The following is a 16009-nucleotide window of genomic DNA, read 5'->3' on the forward strand; positions in this document are numbered from 1 at the left end:
TTCAATCCTCCACATTTTTTGTGCAGATCAGGCAGACCCAATCTTTCATTTGCTTTTCTTGCTCGATCTCAAAGCCATTGCTGATCAAAGCATCGATCAGTTCCGCTTTCTTCGATTCGATGATGCCCGAAAGGATGAAATAGCCATCATCCTTGAGGTTCTTGTAGGCATCGGGAAGCAACAGCAGCAGGATTTCTGCTAGGATATTCGCAACGATGATGTCCGCTTCTTGATCAGCGATCCCTACCAAAAGGTTGTTCTCTTTGACGATGACGTCCGAAGCATAAGCATTATAAGCAATATTCTCTTTGGAGACGCGTGTTGCGATTTCATCGATATCGTAAGCGTAGACTGTGTCCGCGCCCATTGCCTTGGCTGCGATGCTCAGCACGCCTGACCCGGTTCCGACATCGATCACTTTTTCGCCGCCCCGCATCACTGCTTCGAGTGCTTCGATGGACAGACGCGTTGTCGGATGCGTGCCGGTACCGAAGGCCATCCCGGGGTCCAACTGAATCAGCATTTCTTTTTCATCTTCAGGCGTGTAGTCTTCCCAATAAGGTACGATCGTCAAAAAACGCGTCAAGCGGATCGGATGGAAATATTCCTTCCAGGAATTTTCCCAATCCTCTTCTTTCACTTGGTTGATCTGAAGCTCATTCTTCCCGATCTTCAGATCAATTTTTTCCAGCTCCGCCAGCTGTTCTTTGATGAACAACACAGTGTCCTGAAAACCCGCATTGTTCGGATAATAAGCCATGATATAAACGGCATGCCCTTCTTCAGGCAACGCACGTTCCTCTTTTATCTGGCCGAAACCGTCATCCTGCAGATTGACGAAGTCTAATTCGTCATCTATGGCGACGCCTTTCGCACCGGCTTCCATCAATATATTCGATACAGCCTCAACCGCTTCGGTAGCAGTCACAACCTTCACTTCATTCCATTCCATTTGCAATCACCTTTCCTATCATTAAGGATAACGATAATACGTTTCATCAAATCTTCCTAGTTCCTTCAGTGTTTCGATTGTCTGCATAAAATTCAGCTCATTCCAATGCAATTCGAAGCTGGAGTCTCCTTCATTACTCAGAAAATCCCTGAGTTTGCTGTTTGCTTCGCCTACCGTCAAGCGTATGTTCTTGACCACAGCCTCGGCCAATCCGCCCTGGATCCCTTTTTTCCGATCGAATGGGATGCCGGTCAAATACTCCTCTGTTTTGATTTTTGAAGATGCACGATCATAGAATAAAACGGAATCTTCAAAAACGAACCGATCTTCATGATTCGAATGGCCAAATATATCAGAAATACTGTTGTCTGGAGGATAACTGACTTCTAATAATAACACAATTTCGACTGTATGGAAGGGTTTATGCCACTCCAATCGCCATTCACAAGGCAATTGCTGTTCTTCCAATTCCTCGTGGATTTTGTCGATCATACTTTTGTCCATTGTCTTCCTCCTCGTTTTATTTGTTTCGGCAGTGCCTAAATGGATGTGTACCGCTTCGGGATGAAGCTCTCCATCCATTGTAGCAAAAAACGGGACAAAGATATATTCCGGGCTATGCATCAACAAATCATTTTCCGAAAAACGGCACGCGACATGCAGCGAACGATTTATATAAGGGGCGGTTTGTGATATATTTAGGTCAGGCAAAAAGTTGGAGGGATATTTCATGACAGAACAATCAGAGATCAGACAATCCATCGATTACTTAGTGACGCGCATCGCCCGTGATTACCAGAAAACAGAATACAAAGACAGCTTGAAAGTCCAGATTCCGTTCGGTCGAAGGGCTGAAATACTGTTGGCTGAGGATTATCTCACAGCGGATGAAAAAATCATTTTCGAAGACGGCATCGATCCGGCCACAAAAAGCGAACTCTTCAAAGAGGTACTGCAATCCAAAACGGATAAGGTCTTCAAGAGCTTTCTGTTGGAGATATTCGGCAAGCAACCTGTTCTTAATGAAAATTTATCCATCACGACAACCAAATCCGGAAACAAGCACTACATCATCATAAATTTCCAAGGAGCCATGCCCTATTAGGCTTTCCAAACATTTCTGGCTGCCTCACTAACCGGTGGGGAAAATAAAAATTTAGGTTGAGTTTATGCGAAAAGCCTGATATGATGTTGATTAGAATATTTGCTTATTAATATTACGATTTTATGCTATACTGTTTAGGTAACAAGGACAACTAACGAGGTGTGCAAATATGGCAGATAAAAATCTAACAACTAAAGATATTCTGCAAAAAGAATTCAAAAGCGCTATGAGAGGCTATAACGTTGCAGAAGTCGATGAATATCTGGATATGATCATAAGAGATTATGAATCTTATCAAAAAGACCTTTCTTATCTTCAAAGCGAAAATGAACGTTTGATGAGCCGTGTGGATGAGTTGACGAAGCAAGCAGTTTTAGCTAAGCCGACCCAATCGAACGCATCATCAGTCGGCAGCGGTGTAACGAATTTTGATATTCTGAAACGCCTTTCCAACTTGGAGAAACATGTATTCGGTTCAAAACTGGATGAAACCAACGAAGAAGCAAACTAGCATCAAAAACCATTTGTAAATTTCGGGTAATTGCGGTCTCCTTCATGGAGGCTGAGGAAAGTCCATGCTCGCACAAGCTGAGATGCTTGTAGTGTTCGTGCTTAGCGAAACAATAAGCTAAGGCAATCGATAGATTGACGGCAGAAAAAAAGGCTAAGGGCTCTGCCTATGCCTGAGTATTCTTGAAAGTGCCACAGTGACGAAGCAGACGGGGAAACCTTTCTGGTGGAACGCGGTAAACCCCTCGAGCGAGCAACCCAAACTTTGGTAGGGGCACTCTTTCCAAGGAAATGAACGAGGGAAAGAGGCAGAAATGCAGATAGATAATTACCTCCGCCATCAGAGGCCTGGCTCCGATGGCGCGACAGAACATGGCTTACAGAAATTTACAAATCAGGCTTTTTTTCTTCAAAAAGAATACGATCGAGGATGGGACAAGCTAATTTTTGTCCCATTTTTCGTGCATTATCCGGCAATTTCTAAGGCAAAACAATAAGGAGCAATAAATGAAAACATATCAATTAATGGCTACGGCCGCAAGCGGCATCGAAGCCATCACCGGCAATGAGCTGAAAAAAATGGGCTACAACGTCCAGGTCGAGAACGGCAAAGCCTACTTCTCCGGTACGGAAGCGGACATCATCACCACCAACCTGTGGCTGCGCACCGCTGACCGCATCAAAATCGTATTCGGCAAATTCGAAGCAAAAACTTTCGATGATCTTTTCGAACAAACGAAAGCTTTGCCATGGGAACAAATCCTACCGATGGATGCGGAATTCCCTGTTTCCGGCAAATCGCAAAAATCGACCTTATACAGTGTCCCCGATTGCCAAGCAATCGTCAAAAAGGCCATCGTCAACCGCCTGAGCGAATACTACCACCGTCGTACCCGTTTGCCTGAATCCGGCGCACTCTATCCGATCGAAGTGGCCATCAACAAGGATGAAGTGATCCTGACGATCGACACGAGCGGTTCCAGCCTTTTCAAACGCGGTTACCGTTCCGAAAAAGGCGGCGCACCATTGAAGGAAAATATGGCAGCCGCTTTGGTGATGTTGACCAATTGGTTCCCTGACCGCCCCTTCTATGACCCAACTTGCGGTTCCGGCACGATTCCGATCGAAGCCGCTCTGATCGGCCTGAACATCGCGCCTGGATTGAAGCGCTCATTCCCTTCCGAAGAATGGAACATTTTTGAAGAAGGTTTATGGGATCGCATCCGCAATGAAGCAAAAGCTGCCGCCAACTTCGATGTGAAGTTGGATATCGGAGGTTCGGACATCGATCCGCACGTCATCGCCATCGCGAAGAGCAATGCCGAAAAAGCAGGTGTTGCGGATTATGTCACTTTCAAACAATTGGCTTTGGCCGACTTCACGACTACCAAGGAATACGGCACGATCGTCTGCAACCCGCCATACGGTGAGCGACTTTCCGATCAGGAAGAGATCGAGATACTCTACAAAGAGATGGGCCAAGTTTTCCGTCCATTGAAGACATGGAGCAAATACATCCTGACGAGCGAATTGCTTTTCGAAGAATTCTACGGCGAAAGAGCCACGAAAAAACGCAAACTCTACAACGGCAGATTGCGTACCGATTTCTTCCAATATTGGGGAACGCGCCCGCCAAGAATCAAAAAAGAACTTGACGCCAGCGAAACCAAAGAAAAATAATTTTTTAAATAAATAAAAGCAGTCCGAACGCCCCGCATCAGAGAGGGAGTTCAGACTGCTTTTTTTGGATAGTAACCCTATTTGCGTGGGCAAAGCTTTTGGTTGAAAGACTGATCAACACTGCCGCACAGCTTTCTTGCGATGCTTGCTTCCACAAACGTACTGGCACCCGGAAATCCTACAGAGATGGCAAAACGATTCATCGAAAGCGTTAATATCACACCGGCACCACTCCGCATGGTGCTTGGTTCGCAAGCGCTGGCCAGCACCATTGCTACGCTCGAGAAGCGCTTAGCCGATTTCCGGACGCAAACTGAATTGGCCGCCTCGACGGACTATAAGGAATAATCCCTGTCACCCTAACAAAGGAAATAACCGCTGAACATAGAGAACAATCCAAGAAAAGAAAGCATGAATAGATCTCCTGGCTGCAGGAATCCATTCGGGCTTATTTGTATTTTCAAACTCGAATCTTTTTAGTTGTGCCCCATTATGTGATGAGGGATGTATGGTTCTTCCAGAGACAGAATGTCCTCCGCAGAAAGCTTGAAGTCGAGAGCCGAAATAGCGCTGGTCAGATGGCTTTCCTTGGTGGCTCCGATGATCGGCGCAACGACTTGATCCTTCTGCAGCAGCCAAGCCAAAGCAACCTGAACCCTCTCGACGCCATATTTTTCGGCAATCGCTGCAACCCGTTCCACGATGACGCGGTCCTGCGCTTCGGTCGTATCATACTTATGCTTCGCCACTTGGTCCGTTTCGAAGCGTTTCGTAGTGGCCGACCAATCACGGGTGAGTCTCCCTGAAGCCAACGGGCTGTATGGCGTTACAGCAATCTTTTGATCCGTGCACAACGGCAGCATTTCCCGCTCTTCCTCCCGGTACAAGAGATTCAGGTGATTCTGCATCGAAACAAACTTTGTCAGGCCGTTTTTTTCGGCAACAGATTGCGCTTTGGCGAATTGCCACGCGAACATGGCGGATGCGCCGATATAGCGGGCTTTGCCGGATTTCACTACATCATGCAGGGCTTCCATCGTTTCCTCGATTGGTGTGTTGTAGTCCCAACGGTGGATGATGTAAAGGTCCACATAGTCCATGCCCAACCTTTCCAGACTGTGATCGATTTCAGTCAGGATTGCTTTGCGGGAAAGGCCCCCTCCGTTCGGTGCCTGGCGCATCTGCTGATGTACTTTTGTCGCCACCACGATCTCATCCCGGTTGGCGTAATCGTTCAAGGCTTTCCCGAGTATGCTTTCACTGGCTCCGTATGAGTAGATGTTTGCCGTGTCAAAGAAATTGATCCCCAAATCCAACGCACTTTTTATGACTTTTCTGCTCTCTTCTTCTTCCAGCACCCAATTATGGAAGCCGCTATTCGGATTGCCGAATCCCATGGCTCCCAAACAAATCCGTGAAACATCCATTCCTGTATTGCCGAATTTCACATAATCCATCAATAATTCCCTCCATCTTCAATTTGATGACATAGAAATTTACTATGTTAGTGATAATATACTCCTTGAAGTGAACTCCAAGTCAAGCATAATCTATGACTCGTTTACACTAAAAAGCGACTGGAGGCTAACAAAAAAACCATCCCCGTTTCAAACAAGAACGGAGAGAGCCTTTATTGAGATATGAAAATTGCTTTTTTTGGATTCCGGAAGACAGCCCTTTCGGACTCATTTTTTCTTTTTGATAAGCTGATACAGCGCTTTTTTGGCGAGATTATCTGCCCCTTTGTTTTCCTTTTCCGGAATCCATTCCAAATAAAAATTTGGGAATGCAGCCAAATCCTGCAATGCCTCCTCCAGATACAATTTGTGTTCCGCTTTTTTTGTATACTTTTTCCGGATCGACTCAGCAACGAGTTTACTGTCGGTGTAACAAAAAACGAGCTGGTCCTGTTTGTTTTGTTTTTTCAGATGACGCAAACCATACAGGAGCGCTTCGAATTCGGCCCGATGATTATCCATTCTGTCCTCTAAAGGCAAACCTATCTGCTCTTGTACGCCGTCCTCAACGATCAAAATCCCGATGGCTGCATAGCCTTCTTTTCCGGTAGCCGCCCCATCCACAAATAATTTTATCAAATGTTCCACATCCTAAAAAACAAAGGTGAAAGAAAATCCTGAACGGATTCCCCTCACCTTTGCGGTTTACTGTACTTTTTTATGATTCTGCCAAGACGATCACATTTGTGGCCTGTGGTCCTCTTACGCCTTCAGCGATATCGAACTGAACGCGTTGCCCCTCTTCAAGTCTTTTGAAGCCTTCTCCAGCTATACCGGTAAAATGTACGAAAATGTCGTCATCCTGTTGGTCGAGTTCAATAAAACCATACCCTTTATCATTATTGAACCACTTTACTTTGCCAAATTCCATTGTACATCCTCCTTAAAAACTCATTTCTTTGGAACTGCTTTCACAAAGACGGGTTACCCCCATTATAGAGAGGAATCCCTATAGAGTCAATTATTCTGATAGCTTCATTGGCAATTATTCAAAAAACCCGAAAAATTCGGCCAGCTTACTTTCCAATTGTTCAATTTCATCACGGATGCTCTTTTCGCTTGGCTCGCCCGTCGATTCGGCCCCGTTATAAATGCGGTAGAGCACCTCCAACCATTCCGTCACGGATAGGATCGTCCTATCTTCGAACGGATAAAGGAGGGATAATTGCATGAAGAAGGCATTCTCCATGGCATCTGCCATAGTCAGATTTTTATTGGCAATTTCTTCCCGGATATACGCCATTCCTTCTTTGTACGTTTTCGAGTCGATCAACGGGACAACTCCAGCCAGATCCAATTTTTCTTCGTTCCCGTCCAATCTGACAGTAACCGTCGGATGGAGCCCGCGCGCAAGAAATTGATGGATGATCTCTGTCTTGAGCATCCGGTGGAGATTGTTATTCATGAGGAGGCGTTGCGCTATCTTGCCGAATTGGTCATCCTCCAATTCCTTCAATTGTTGCGCGTATGTTTGTTGCTTGTGGAACGGTTGCCTATCGATGGTTTTTTCGGCTTGGAGGATTTCTGAACTTTTTTTCAGTTTTTTCTCCAAATTCTTCAGTTCAACTTTCTCGACTTCAGCCTCCAATTGCTCCAAAGCGAATTGATGTTCCATCGACAGACCGAAAGTATTTTTGCGTGCTTCGATTTGCTCGCGGGCCATGTCGAATGATCCGGAATGCGACAAACCTTTCAAGTAAAGGAAATCGATGTCGTCCACCGAAATGGAGGAAGCAATATCCGGACGCATTTCAGTTATCATTTCCAGACTCTTCTCTGCTTGATCTGTCTCCTGCAGCAACATGAGATACAGCGGGAGGATATCGTCCGCTTTTTTGATGGCAACAGCCTTGCCGATCCATTCTTCGGCAAGCTGCAGATTCCCCTCTTCAAATGCCAACAATCCCTTTTTCAAGTATCCTTCGTAATTTAATGGAAAAACAATTTTTTCTCCCATTTCCATCACCCCAATCTACGCTGATTTTCCTGTTAGGTCATTATAACACAAAAGCGAACGCGAAAAAAACCGCCCACACAGCTGCTGCTGCGCGGACGGTCGATAGCTGTTCTTGAATCAATAGTTGCGGAATCGTTTCTGTCGTTGCTCGACCAATTCAGCTGGAGTCAGTTGCTTCAGCTCTTTCAGCTTGGCACTTAATTCCCGCTTCAGTTCCAACATGACATCATCCGATTTACGGGCCACTTTCCTGCGGGTTTCCATAATGATTTTGTCAATGACGTCCAATGAAAAGAGATCATCAGGCGTCAACTTCATTACTTTGGCTGCTTCATCGGATCGTGAAGAATCTTTCCATAAAATGGATGCAAAGCCTTCCGGGGAAAGGACAGAATACATGGTATTCTCCAACATCCATACCTCGTTGCCCATTGCGAGCGCCAAGGCACCGCCGCTGCCTCCCTCGCCGATGAAGATGGCGATGAAAGGAACCGTCAATTGACTCATCACCAAAAGCGATTCAGCGATTGCTTCACCGATGCCTCGATCCTCAGAGTCGACGTCGCAAAAAGCACCTGAGGTATTGATGAAAGTTACGATCGGACGATTGAATTTCTCCGCCTGTTTCATCAAACGAATCGCCTTCCGATAGCCCTCCGGATGTGGGGATCCGAAATTCCGGTAGACATTTTCAGTCACATCATGGCCTTTTTGTGTTCCAATGACAGTTACCGGCATGTCATCCAGCAATGCGATTCCACCGACGATAGCAGGGTCGTCACCGAACTTTCTGTCGCCGTGGAATTCAACGAAACCTTCACAGATGGCATGGATCATTTCTGTCGCCGTCAGACGGGAGATGCTTCTTGCAGATGTGATAATTTCTTTGACATCCTTCACTGCACTTCACCCGCCTTTTCTGCAGGAGCATGCAACAGCAAAAGATGCTGCAATGCTCTCTTTAAATCTTTTCTGGCTACAATTTTGTCGATAAAGCCGTTTTCCAGCACCTTTTCAGCTGTCTGGAAGCCATCAGGCAATTTCGCTTTGATTGTCTGTTCGATGACGCGTTTGCCGGCGAACCCGACAGTCGCGCCAGTTTCCGCCAGGATGATATCCCCTTGCATCGCAAAGCTGGCCGTTACGCCCCCAGTCGTCGGATCGGTCAGGACTGTGATGTACAACAGTCCTGCTTTACTGTGATTGGAGACTGCAACGCTGACTTTCGCCATCTGCATCAAGGACATGATGCCCTCTTGCATTCTGGCGCCGCCCGAAGCCGTGAAGACGATGATCGGGAGCTTTTCTGACGTTGCGCGTTCAAACGCGAGCGTCAGCTTCTCGCCGACAACTTTCCCCATGCTTGCCATGATAAAGTTCGAATCCATCACACACAAAGCAACTTTATGCTTATTGATGAATGCCGCGCCGGTTACAACCGCCTCGTCAAGTCCCGTTTTTTCTTTGGCAATCTTCAGTTTGTTCTCATACCCCGGAAAAGCCAATGGATTTTCTTCGGGCATGAGCACGTTCCATTCATCAAAAGAACCTTCATCAACGATATTGGAAATACGTTCATAGGCCGAAATCCTGAAATTATAGGCACAATGAGGGCATACTTTATCTTTCCCCAAATCCTTGCTGTAGATCGTCTTTTGACAATTCGGGCATTTTTCCCATAAGCCTTCAGGAACGATCGGTTTCTGAACGTCTGCTTTTGAAGCGGGAACTTGGGCTATCGGAATGTAAGGACGCTTACGAAATAATTTCATTTCCTCACCTCTAGTGTGACTTCTTGACTAATTGATTTATTCACTTTCCTCTTCTTCAGGTGCCCACGTTTTCAGGAACACATTCTGAAGATATTCCGTATCGTAATCTCCGGAAATGAAATTAGGATCCTGCAGAATATCTTCCTGGAAGTATTGGTTCGTGTCGACTCCCTCGATGACAAGTTCCTGAAGCGCACGCCTCATTTTGGCGATTGCCTCACTTCTGTTCTCGCCTTTTGTGATGATTTTGGCGATCATCGAGTCATAGAATGGCGGAATCGTATATCCTCCATACATGGCGCTTTCGACACGCAGTCCATTCCCGCCGCTAGGCAAGAATAGGTAGTCGATTTTCCCGGATGAAGGGCGGAAGCCCAAAGCCGGATTTTCAGCGTTGATACGGCACTCGATCGTGTGACCGGTGATGACAACCTCATCTTGCGTAAAGGACAAAGGCTCACCGCTCGCGATGCGCAATTGTTCCTTGACGATATCGATGCCAGTCGCCATTTCGGTTACCGGATGCTCCACTTGGATACGCGTGTTCATTTCCATGAAATAGAAACGTTGGTCCGCATCAACGAGAAACTCGATAGTGCCAGCGTTGGTGTAGCCGACATGTTTAGCCGCACGGATGGCGACGTCCCCCATCGCTTTGCGTGTCTCTTCAGAGATGAACGTGGACGGGCTCTCTTCCAGCACTTTCTGATGATTACGCTGAAGGGAGCAATCGCGTTCGCCCAGATGGACAACATTGCCGAATGAATCCCCTAAAATCTGCACTTCGATATGGCGAGCCGGGGTAATGATCTTTTCAAGATACATGCGGTCATCCCCGAAGGCTGCCTTAGCTTCCGCCTTCGCTTGGCTGAAGGCTGCCTCCAAACCGTTTTCTTGGTAGACTTTCCGCATCCCTTTACCGCCGCCGCCAGCGGCAGCTTTCAGGATGACCGGATAACCGATTTTCTCTGCTTGCAGCACTGCCTCTTCATAAGAAGAGATGTAGCCTTCGCTTCCCGGGGTTACGGGCACGCCTGCTGCGATCATCGTTTTGCGGGCGTTTGCTTTGTTGCCCATCAGGTCGATGATGGTGGAAGAAGGTCCGATGAATCGGATATTCATTTCTTCGCACATCGTGGCGAATGCACTGTTTTCCGAGAGGAAACCGAAGCCTGGATGGATGGCTTGGGCTCCTGTAACGACTGCCGCACTCAAAATGCTTGTCATATTCAAATAGGAATCGCTCGCTTTTGCAGGCCCGATACAAATAGCCTGAGTGGCCAGTTGGGTATGCAACGCTTCGCGGTCAGCTTCAGAATAGACCGCTACCGTCTGGATTCCTAATTCATGACAAGCACGAATGATCCTGACAGCAATTTCTCCTCTGTTTGCGATCAATACCTTCGTAAACATATTATCTACCAATGATGAATGTCATTTCAACTTCACAAACTTTTTTGTCTCCGACAAAAGCTTGTCCATAACCGATACCTGCAAATTTTTTCAATTTGATGATATCAACTTGAAGGCGAACAACATCGCCAGGAACAACTTTTTGACGGAATTTGACTTTATTCAATCCGCCTAAGTAAGCTGTTTGTCCCTTGAAATCAGGTAATGTCAACAAAGGAATAGAACCAGCTTGCGCCAACGCTTCAACGATCAATACGCCTGGCATTACTGGTTCGCCTGGGAAATGTCCTTGGAAGAAAGGTTCGTTGATTGTTACGTTTTTGTAGCAGACGATGTGTTCGCCTGGTGTCAATTCTTCAACTTTGTCGATGAAGAAAATCGGGTAGCGGTTTGGGATGATAGCCATTACTTCTTGTGCACTTAATAAACTCATTATATTAGTCTCCTTTTATTAGACGATGCGGAACAGCGGTTGGTTGTATTCAACGATTTGTTCATTTTCAACCAACACTTCAACGATTTCCCCATCGAATTCGCTTTTGATTTCATTCATAAGTTTCATTGCTTCCACCAAGCAGACAACGTCGCCTTTAGCGATATTCTGACCTTTAGTGGCATACGGTTTCGCATCCGGAGTCGGTGCTAGGTACACAACACCGACAATCGGAGAAGTAATGATCTGTCCTTCTTTTTTCGCAGTCGCTTCAGAAACGGCTTCTTTGATGTTTTGGACCGGAGCAGTCACTGTTGGAGTTGGAGCTGCTGCCGGAACGCTGTCGTTTGATTGCTGGTTCGATTGAACTAACTTGTTCTTGGACAACAAAAGTTGAAAGTCGCCTGTCTGATAATGTAATTCAGTCAAGGTTGATTCATCGATCAAGGAAATAAGGCTTTTTACATCTTCAATATTCACGTATTAAGCCTCCCATTTTTTGAAACATAGTACGGCATTGTGGCCGCCGAAGCCCAAAGAGTTGCTCAATGTGTAAGTGACTTCTTTTTCACGACCGACATTCGGGATGTAGTCCAAATCGCAGCCTTCATCAGCCACTTGGAACCCGATTGTTGGCGGCATGAAGTCATCTTGAATGGCTTTTACGCAGACAACAGCTTCGATACCACCGGCAGCGCCCAGTAGGTGACCAGTCATGCTCTTTGTGCTTGAGATAGCGACGTTGTGCGCCTCTTCGCCGAATGCGTATTTGATGGCAGCTGTTTCGCCGGAGTCGTTTGCTGCTGTGCTTGTTCCGTGAGCGTTGATGTAATCGACTTGCGCCGGAGTGATGCCTGCTTCTTTCATTGCTTGAAGCATCGCTTTGCCAGCTCCGCTTCCATCAGCAGATGGAGCCGTCATATGGTAAGCATCACAAGTGACGCCGTATCCGACAACTTCAGCCAAGATATTTGCGCCGCGTTCCAATGCGTGATCAAGATTTTCAAGCATCAAGATGCCGGCACCTTCACCCATTACAAAACCATTTCTTTCTTTGTCGAAAGGAATGGAAGCGCGATCCGGATCAGTGCTTGTGGACAAAGCAGTCAATGCCGCAAAACCAGCTATGCCGATTTCGCATACCGTTGCTTCTGCTCCACCTGCAAGCATCAGATCTGCGTAACCATGCTTGATGCTGCGGAAAGCTTCTCCGATAGAGTTTGTCGCAGAAGCACAAGCAGTAACGATGTCCATGCTCGGTCCTTTAGCGCCGAATTTGATGGCAGTATTTCCTGCCGCCATGTTTCCGATCGCCATCGGTACGAACATAGGCGGTACGCGTTTCGGTCCTTTTTCATGCATTTTGATGATGCCGGATTCCATAGTGATGAAACCGCCGACACCTGAGCCGATGGTAACGCCAAAGCGATCCGCATCGATTTTTTCCATGTCGATGCCGCTTTGTTCCACGGCTTGAGCAGAGGCTGCTACCGCATATTGCGAGAACAGATCCATACGCTTGTATTCTTTGCGGTCCATATATAAAGTCGCCTCGAAGTCTTTCACTTCGCCTGCGACAGAAACGCCCGTTTCGGATGCGTCAAATTTAGTGATGGCAGTAATACCGTTTTTACCGTTTTTGATGCCGTCCCAATATTCAGTGACTGTATTTCCTAAAGGTGTGATAGCACCCATACCTGTAATAACAACGCGATTCATATTTATCCTCCTGTCTTACATGTACATTCCGCCATTGACACTGATGGTCTGACCGGTGATATAAGTATTCTCACTTAAGAAGACAGCAGTGTTTGCCACTTCTTCGGCTTTTCCAAATCGTTTCAATGGGATTTGCGTCAACATTTGTTCCTGAATCTTTTCTGAAAGAACATCCGTCATTTCCGTTTCGATGAAACCTGGCGCAATAGCATTACATGTAATGCCTCTTGTCGCAGCTTCACGGGCGACAGATTTCGTCAATCCGATGATTCCGGCTTTGCTGGCGGCATAGTTGGCCTGCCCTGTATTTCCGGTTTCGCCGACGACGCTTGAGATATTGATGATGCTTCCTGCTCTTTGCTTCAACATAAGCGGCAAAGCGTGACGGATCATATTGAAGGTACCCTTCAGATTCACTTGATAAGTGGCATCGAAGTCTTCTTCATCCATGCGCATGATCAATTTGTCGCGGGTAATCCCTGCATTGTTGACCAAAACATCAACGGAACCGAAAAGTTCTTTGGCTTGGCTGACGATTTCTTTGGCAGTCTGAAAATCGCTGACATCACCTAAGATTGTTTTGACAGTGACGCCGTAAGATTCCAGATGCGCAACTTTTTCTTCAGCAATCGGTTTGCGTGCATTCAGAACGATATTGGCTCCACGTTTCGCATACGCTTCAGCGATGGCTTCCCCGATTCCTCTTGAACTACCAGTGACGATGACCGTCTTTCCTTTTAAATCCAAGACTATCCCTCATTTCTTGTCAGATCTCTTTATTTTTGTAACGCTTCAAGGGTCTTGTTGAGGGATTTCAAATCCTCCACATTGTATACAGCGACCTCTTTATTGATTTTTTTGATGAATTTGCTTAAAGTCGTGCCTGGGCCGACTTCCACGAAGGTGTCCACACCCAGGTCAACCAGCTTGCGGACGCTGTCTTCCCATAATACCGGCGATTCGATCTGGCGCACCAACAGACCCTTGATTGCGTCCCTTGTTACGATAGTCGCTTCGGTATTGCCTACAACCGGTATCTTCGGTTCATCGACAGTCACATCAGACAAAGCCCCTTCCAACTTTTCCGCTGCAGGATGCAACAGGGCTGTATGGAAAGGACCGCTGACGTTCAACGGGATGATGCGTTTCACGCCTTTGGATTCAAGAATTTCGATGGCTTTATTGACGCCTTCGATTTCCCCGCCGATGACGATCTGGGTCGGCATGTTGTAGTTGGCTGGCGCGACATAAGCTGTCTCGCTTGCTTCCCGGCAAGACTCTTCAATCACAGCGCGTTCCGCATTCATGACCGCAGCCATTTTGCCACGGCCTGCAGGAACTGCTTCGCTCATGTATTTGCCGCGTTTCGCTACGAGCGAAATAGCCTCATTAAAAGAAAAAGCATTGGCTTTCACCAGTGCTGTATATTCTCCGAGGCTCAATCCTGCAACAAAATCTGGCTGAATTCCCTTTTCAGCTAGTAATTGATCAAGGGCGTAGCTAACCGTTAAGATTGCTGGTTGTGTATATTCAGTTAAATGAAGCTTGTCATTCTCTTGGAAACATAGTTCTGCAACATCGTACCCAAGCGTAGCGGAAGCTTCATCAAAAACAGTGCGCACAACTGCATACTCGTTATAAAGTTCTTGACCCATACCGAAGTATTGCGCACCTTGACCACTATAGACAAAAGCTGTTGCCATAATTTCACCTCTATAAGTTTGTTACTCAGCCCACAATTTTGCTTGGGCTAAGATAACTTCTTTGCATTCCGTCATATACTCTTGTATGATATCGTGACACGTCTGTTCCTTCGAAATCAAACCGGCAATCTGGCCGGCCATCATCGAACCGTAGTCTTTATCACCATCGACAGTCGCTCTTCTCAGAGCGCCTTTGCCCATTTCTTCAAGTTTTGCGAAGTCCGGATTTTCCTTGCTCGTCTCTTCTTTCTCGACTTGCAGATATTCTCTGGTCAACTTGTTGCGCAACACACGAACAGGATGTCCGGTAATCTGACCGGTAATGACTGTGTCGATGTCTTTCGCTTTAAGTATGGCATTCTTGAAATTTTGATGGGCATTGGATTCTTTGGCAACTACAAAACGAGTCCCGACTTGAACAGCAGATGCTCCCAACATGAAAGCAGCTGCCATTCCGCGTCCATCACCGATACCGCCGGCAGCGATGACAGGAATGGAAACGGCATCGACAACCTGAGGAACCAGGGCAATTGTCGTTGTTTTTCCGATGTGTCCACCGGATTCCATGCCTTCGACAACGACAGCGTGTGCGCCGTCTTTCTCCATTCTTCTCGCTAAAGCTACGGAAGCCACAACCGGAATGACTGTGATGCCTGCTTCTTTGAATTGGTTCATATAGCGAGCTGGACTTCCGGCGCCGGTTGTGACAACCTTGACACCGGAAGCGATCACTGCTTCAACAATTGCATCGACATGCGGATTCAAAAGCATGATGTTTACGCCAAAGGGCTTATTCGTCAATGCTTTCATTTTCGAAATTTTTTCATTCGCTACATCCACACTATCATGTCCAGTCCCTATAAGACCAAGACCACCAGCATTAGAAACGGCACTTGCCAAATCAGCATCCGCTACCCACGCCATTGCCCCTTGAATGATGGGATATTGAATACCTAATAATTCACATAATTCTGATTTCATACAAGGCCTACTTTCCTTCTACTGCTTATTCTGCTAATTGCGCTTCAACGTATTTAACTAAATCTTCAACAGTGTTGATGCCTTCGTCTGATTCGATTTTGATGTCAAATTCGTCTTCGATGTCGTTGATGATTTGGAACAAGTCCAAGCTGTCTGCATCCAAGTCTTCTCTGAAGTTAGTTGCTAATTGTACTTCTTCTTCTTCTTTGTCCAATTGGTCCACGATGATTGCTTTGATTTTTTCGAATGTCATAATAAATTCCTCCA

At 46.5% G+C, this 16009-nt stretch carries 20 protein-coding genes and 1 other RNA gene; 5 read left to right on the top strand and 16 right to left on the bottom strand.

Annotation, left to right across the window (positions count from 1 at the left end; genetic code table 11):
* Position 1: 1 nt before the first annotated feature.
* Together prmA and ACKPBX_RS01180 are read right to left on the bottom strand one after the other, a co-directional pair.
* Complete coding sequence (prmA, locus tag ACKPBX_RS01175; RefSeq protein ID WP_086627833.1) at positions 2–952, bottom strand: 50S ribosomal protein L11 methyltransferase; 951 nt, start codon at positions 950–952, stop codon at positions 2–4.
* A gap of 21 nt (positions 953–973) precedes the next feature.
* Positions 974–1456 (bottom strand): DUF3013 family protein, encoded by a 483-nt coding sequence (locus ACKPBX_RS01180; protein ID WP_160117102.1) that lies wholly within the window; start codon positions 1454–1456, stop codon positions 974–976.
* Between the two features lie 226 nt (positions 1457–1682).
* Here ACKPBX_RS01180 and ACKPBX_RS01185 point away from each other — a divergent pair, with 226 nt between their 5' ends.
* The 5 genes from ACKPBX_RS01185 (at position 1683) to ACKPBX_RS01205 (ending at position 4595) form a co-directional block, all read left to right on the top strand.
* Positions 1683–2057 (top strand): hypothetical protein, encoded by a 375-nt coding sequence (locus ACKPBX_RS01185; RefSeq protein WP_119093676.1) that lies wholly within the window; start codon positions 1683–1685, stop codon positions 2055–2057.
* Positions 2058–2226: 169 nt separating this feature from the next.
* Positions 2227–2568, top strand: a complete 342-nt coding sequence (gpsB, locus tag ACKPBX_RS01190; protein ID WP_086627826.1) for a cell division regulator GpsB — start codon at positions 2227–2229, stop codon at positions 2566–2568.
* Positions 2569–2586: 18 nt separating this feature from the next.
* Positions 2587–2952: RNase P RNA component class B (gene rnpB, locus ACKPBX_RS01195), an RNA gene on the top strand.
* Positions 2953–3074: 122 nt separating this feature from the next.
* Positions 3075–4247 (top strand): THUMP domain-containing class I SAM-dependent RNA methyltransferase, encoded by a 1173-nt coding sequence (locus ACKPBX_RS01200; RefSeq protein ID WP_272160491.1) that lies wholly within the window; start codon positions 3075–3077, stop codon positions 4245–4247.
* Between the two features lie 186 nt (positions 4248–4433).
* Positions 4434–4595: a hypothetical protein gene (locus ACKPBX_RS01205; protein WP_319995776.1), complete on the top strand. Its 162-nt coding sequence runs from the start codon at positions 4434–4436 to the stop codon at positions 4593–4595.
* Positions 4596–4723: 128 nt separating this feature from the next.
* On the opposite strand, the gene ACKPBX_RS01210 is transcribed toward ACKPBX_RS01205, so the two are convergent.
* The 14 genes from ACKPBX_RS01210 to ACKPBX_RS01275 all read right to left on the bottom strand — a co-directional run bounded on the left by ACKPBX_RS01210 (position 4724) and on the right by ACKPBX_RS01275 (position 15995).
* On the bottom strand, positions 4724–5704 hold the full coding sequence (locus tag ACKPBX_RS01210) for an aldo/keto reductase (protein WP_319995777.1): 981 nt from the start codon (positions 5702–5704) through the stop codon (positions 4724–4726).
* Between the two features lie 228 nt (positions 5705–5932).
* Positions 5933–6343: a ribonuclease HI family protein gene (locus ACKPBX_RS01215; protein ID WP_319995778.1), complete on the bottom strand. Its 411-nt coding sequence runs from the start codon at positions 6341–6343 to the stop codon at positions 5933–5935.
* A 79-nt stretch (positions 6344–6422) separates the two neighbouring features.
* Positions 6423–6635 carry a cold-shock protein gene (locus ACKPBX_RS01220; RefSeq protein ID WP_106449429.1) on the bottom strand — a complete coding sequence of 71 codons (213 nt, stop codon included), beginning with the start codon at positions 6633–6635 and terminating at the stop codon, positions 6423–6425.
* A gap of 114 nt (positions 6636–6749) precedes the next feature.
* Positions 6750–7721 (bottom strand): tetratricopeptide repeat protein, encoded by a 972-nt coding sequence (locus tag ACKPBX_RS01225; protein ID WP_319995779.1) that lies wholly within the window; start codon positions 7719–7721, stop codon positions 6750–6752.
* Between the two features lie 117 nt (positions 7722–7838).
* A complete protein-coding gene (accA, locus tag ACKPBX_RS01230; RefSeq protein WP_107995161.1) occupies positions 7839–8621 on the bottom strand; it encodes an acetyl-CoA carboxylase carboxyl transferase subunit alpha in 783 nt (260 codons plus the stop codon).
* The gene (accD, locus tag ACKPBX_RS01235) at positions 8618–9493 is read right to left on the bottom strand and encodes an acetyl-CoA carboxylase, carboxyltransferase subunit beta (RefSeq protein ID WP_319995780.1); all 876 of its coding nucleotides are present in this window, start codon (positions 9491–9493) and stop codon (positions 8618–8620) included. The genes accA and accD overlap by 4 nt, the downstream gene beginning before the upstream one ends.
* Before the next feature lie 36 nt (positions 9494–9529).
* Positions 9530–10906: an acetyl-CoA carboxylase biotin carboxylase subunit gene (locus tag ACKPBX_RS01240; RefSeq protein ID WP_319995781.1), complete on the bottom strand. Its 1377-nt coding sequence runs from the start codon at positions 10904–10906 to the stop codon at positions 9530–9532.
* A gap of 1 nt (position 10907) precedes the next feature.
* Positions 10908–11339 (bottom strand): 3-hydroxyacyl-ACP dehydratase FabZ, encoded by a 432-nt coding sequence (gene fabZ, locus ACKPBX_RS01245; protein WP_407702561.1) that lies wholly within the window; start codon positions 11337–11339, stop codon positions 10908–10910.
* An 18-nt stretch (positions 11340–11357) separates the two neighbouring features.
* Positions 11358–11819 carry an acetyl-CoA carboxylase biotin carboxyl carrier protein gene (accB, locus tag ACKPBX_RS01250; RefSeq protein WP_086627807.1) on the bottom strand — a complete coding sequence of 154 codons (462 nt, stop codon included), beginning with the start codon at positions 11817–11819 and terminating at the stop codon, positions 11358–11360.
* Between the two features lie 3 nt (positions 11820–11822).
* On the bottom strand, positions 11823–13058 hold the full coding sequence (fabF, locus tag ACKPBX_RS01255; RefSeq protein WP_319995782.1) for a beta-ketoacyl-ACP synthase II: 1236 nt from the start codon (positions 13056–13058) through the stop codon (positions 11823–11825).
* A gap of 15 nt (positions 13059–13073) precedes the next feature.
* On the bottom strand, positions 13074–13805 hold the full coding sequence (gene fabG / locus ACKPBX_RS01260) for a 3-oxoacyl-[acyl-carrier-protein] reductase (RefSeq protein WP_319995783.1): 732 nt from the start codon (positions 13803–13805) through the stop codon (positions 13074–13076).
* A 29-nt stretch (positions 13806–13834) separates the two neighbouring features.
* Positions 13835–14761 (bottom strand): ACP S-malonyltransferase, encoded by a 927-nt coding sequence (gene fabD / locus ACKPBX_RS01265; RefSeq protein WP_319995784.1) that lies wholly within the window; start codon positions 14759–14761, stop codon positions 13835–13837.
* A 21-nt stretch (positions 14762–14782) separates the two neighbouring features.
* Positions 14783–15742, bottom strand: coding sequence for an enoyl-[acyl-carrier-protein] reductase FabK (gene fabK, locus ACKPBX_RS01270; RefSeq protein WP_086627801.1), 960 nt, complete (start codon positions 15740–15742; stop codon positions 14783–14785).
* 25 nt (positions 15743–15767) lie between these two features.
* Positions 15768–15995: an acyl carrier protein gene (locus ACKPBX_RS01275; protein WP_086627800.1), complete on the bottom strand. Its 228-nt coding sequence runs from the start codon at positions 15993–15995 to the stop codon at positions 15768–15770.
* Positions 15996–16009: the final 14 nt, after the last annotated feature.

The organism is Trichococcus shcherbakoviae (assembly GCF_963666195.1).
GTDB lineage: Bacteria > Bacillota > Bacilli > Lactobacillales > Aerococcaceae > Trichococcus > Trichococcus shcherbakoviae.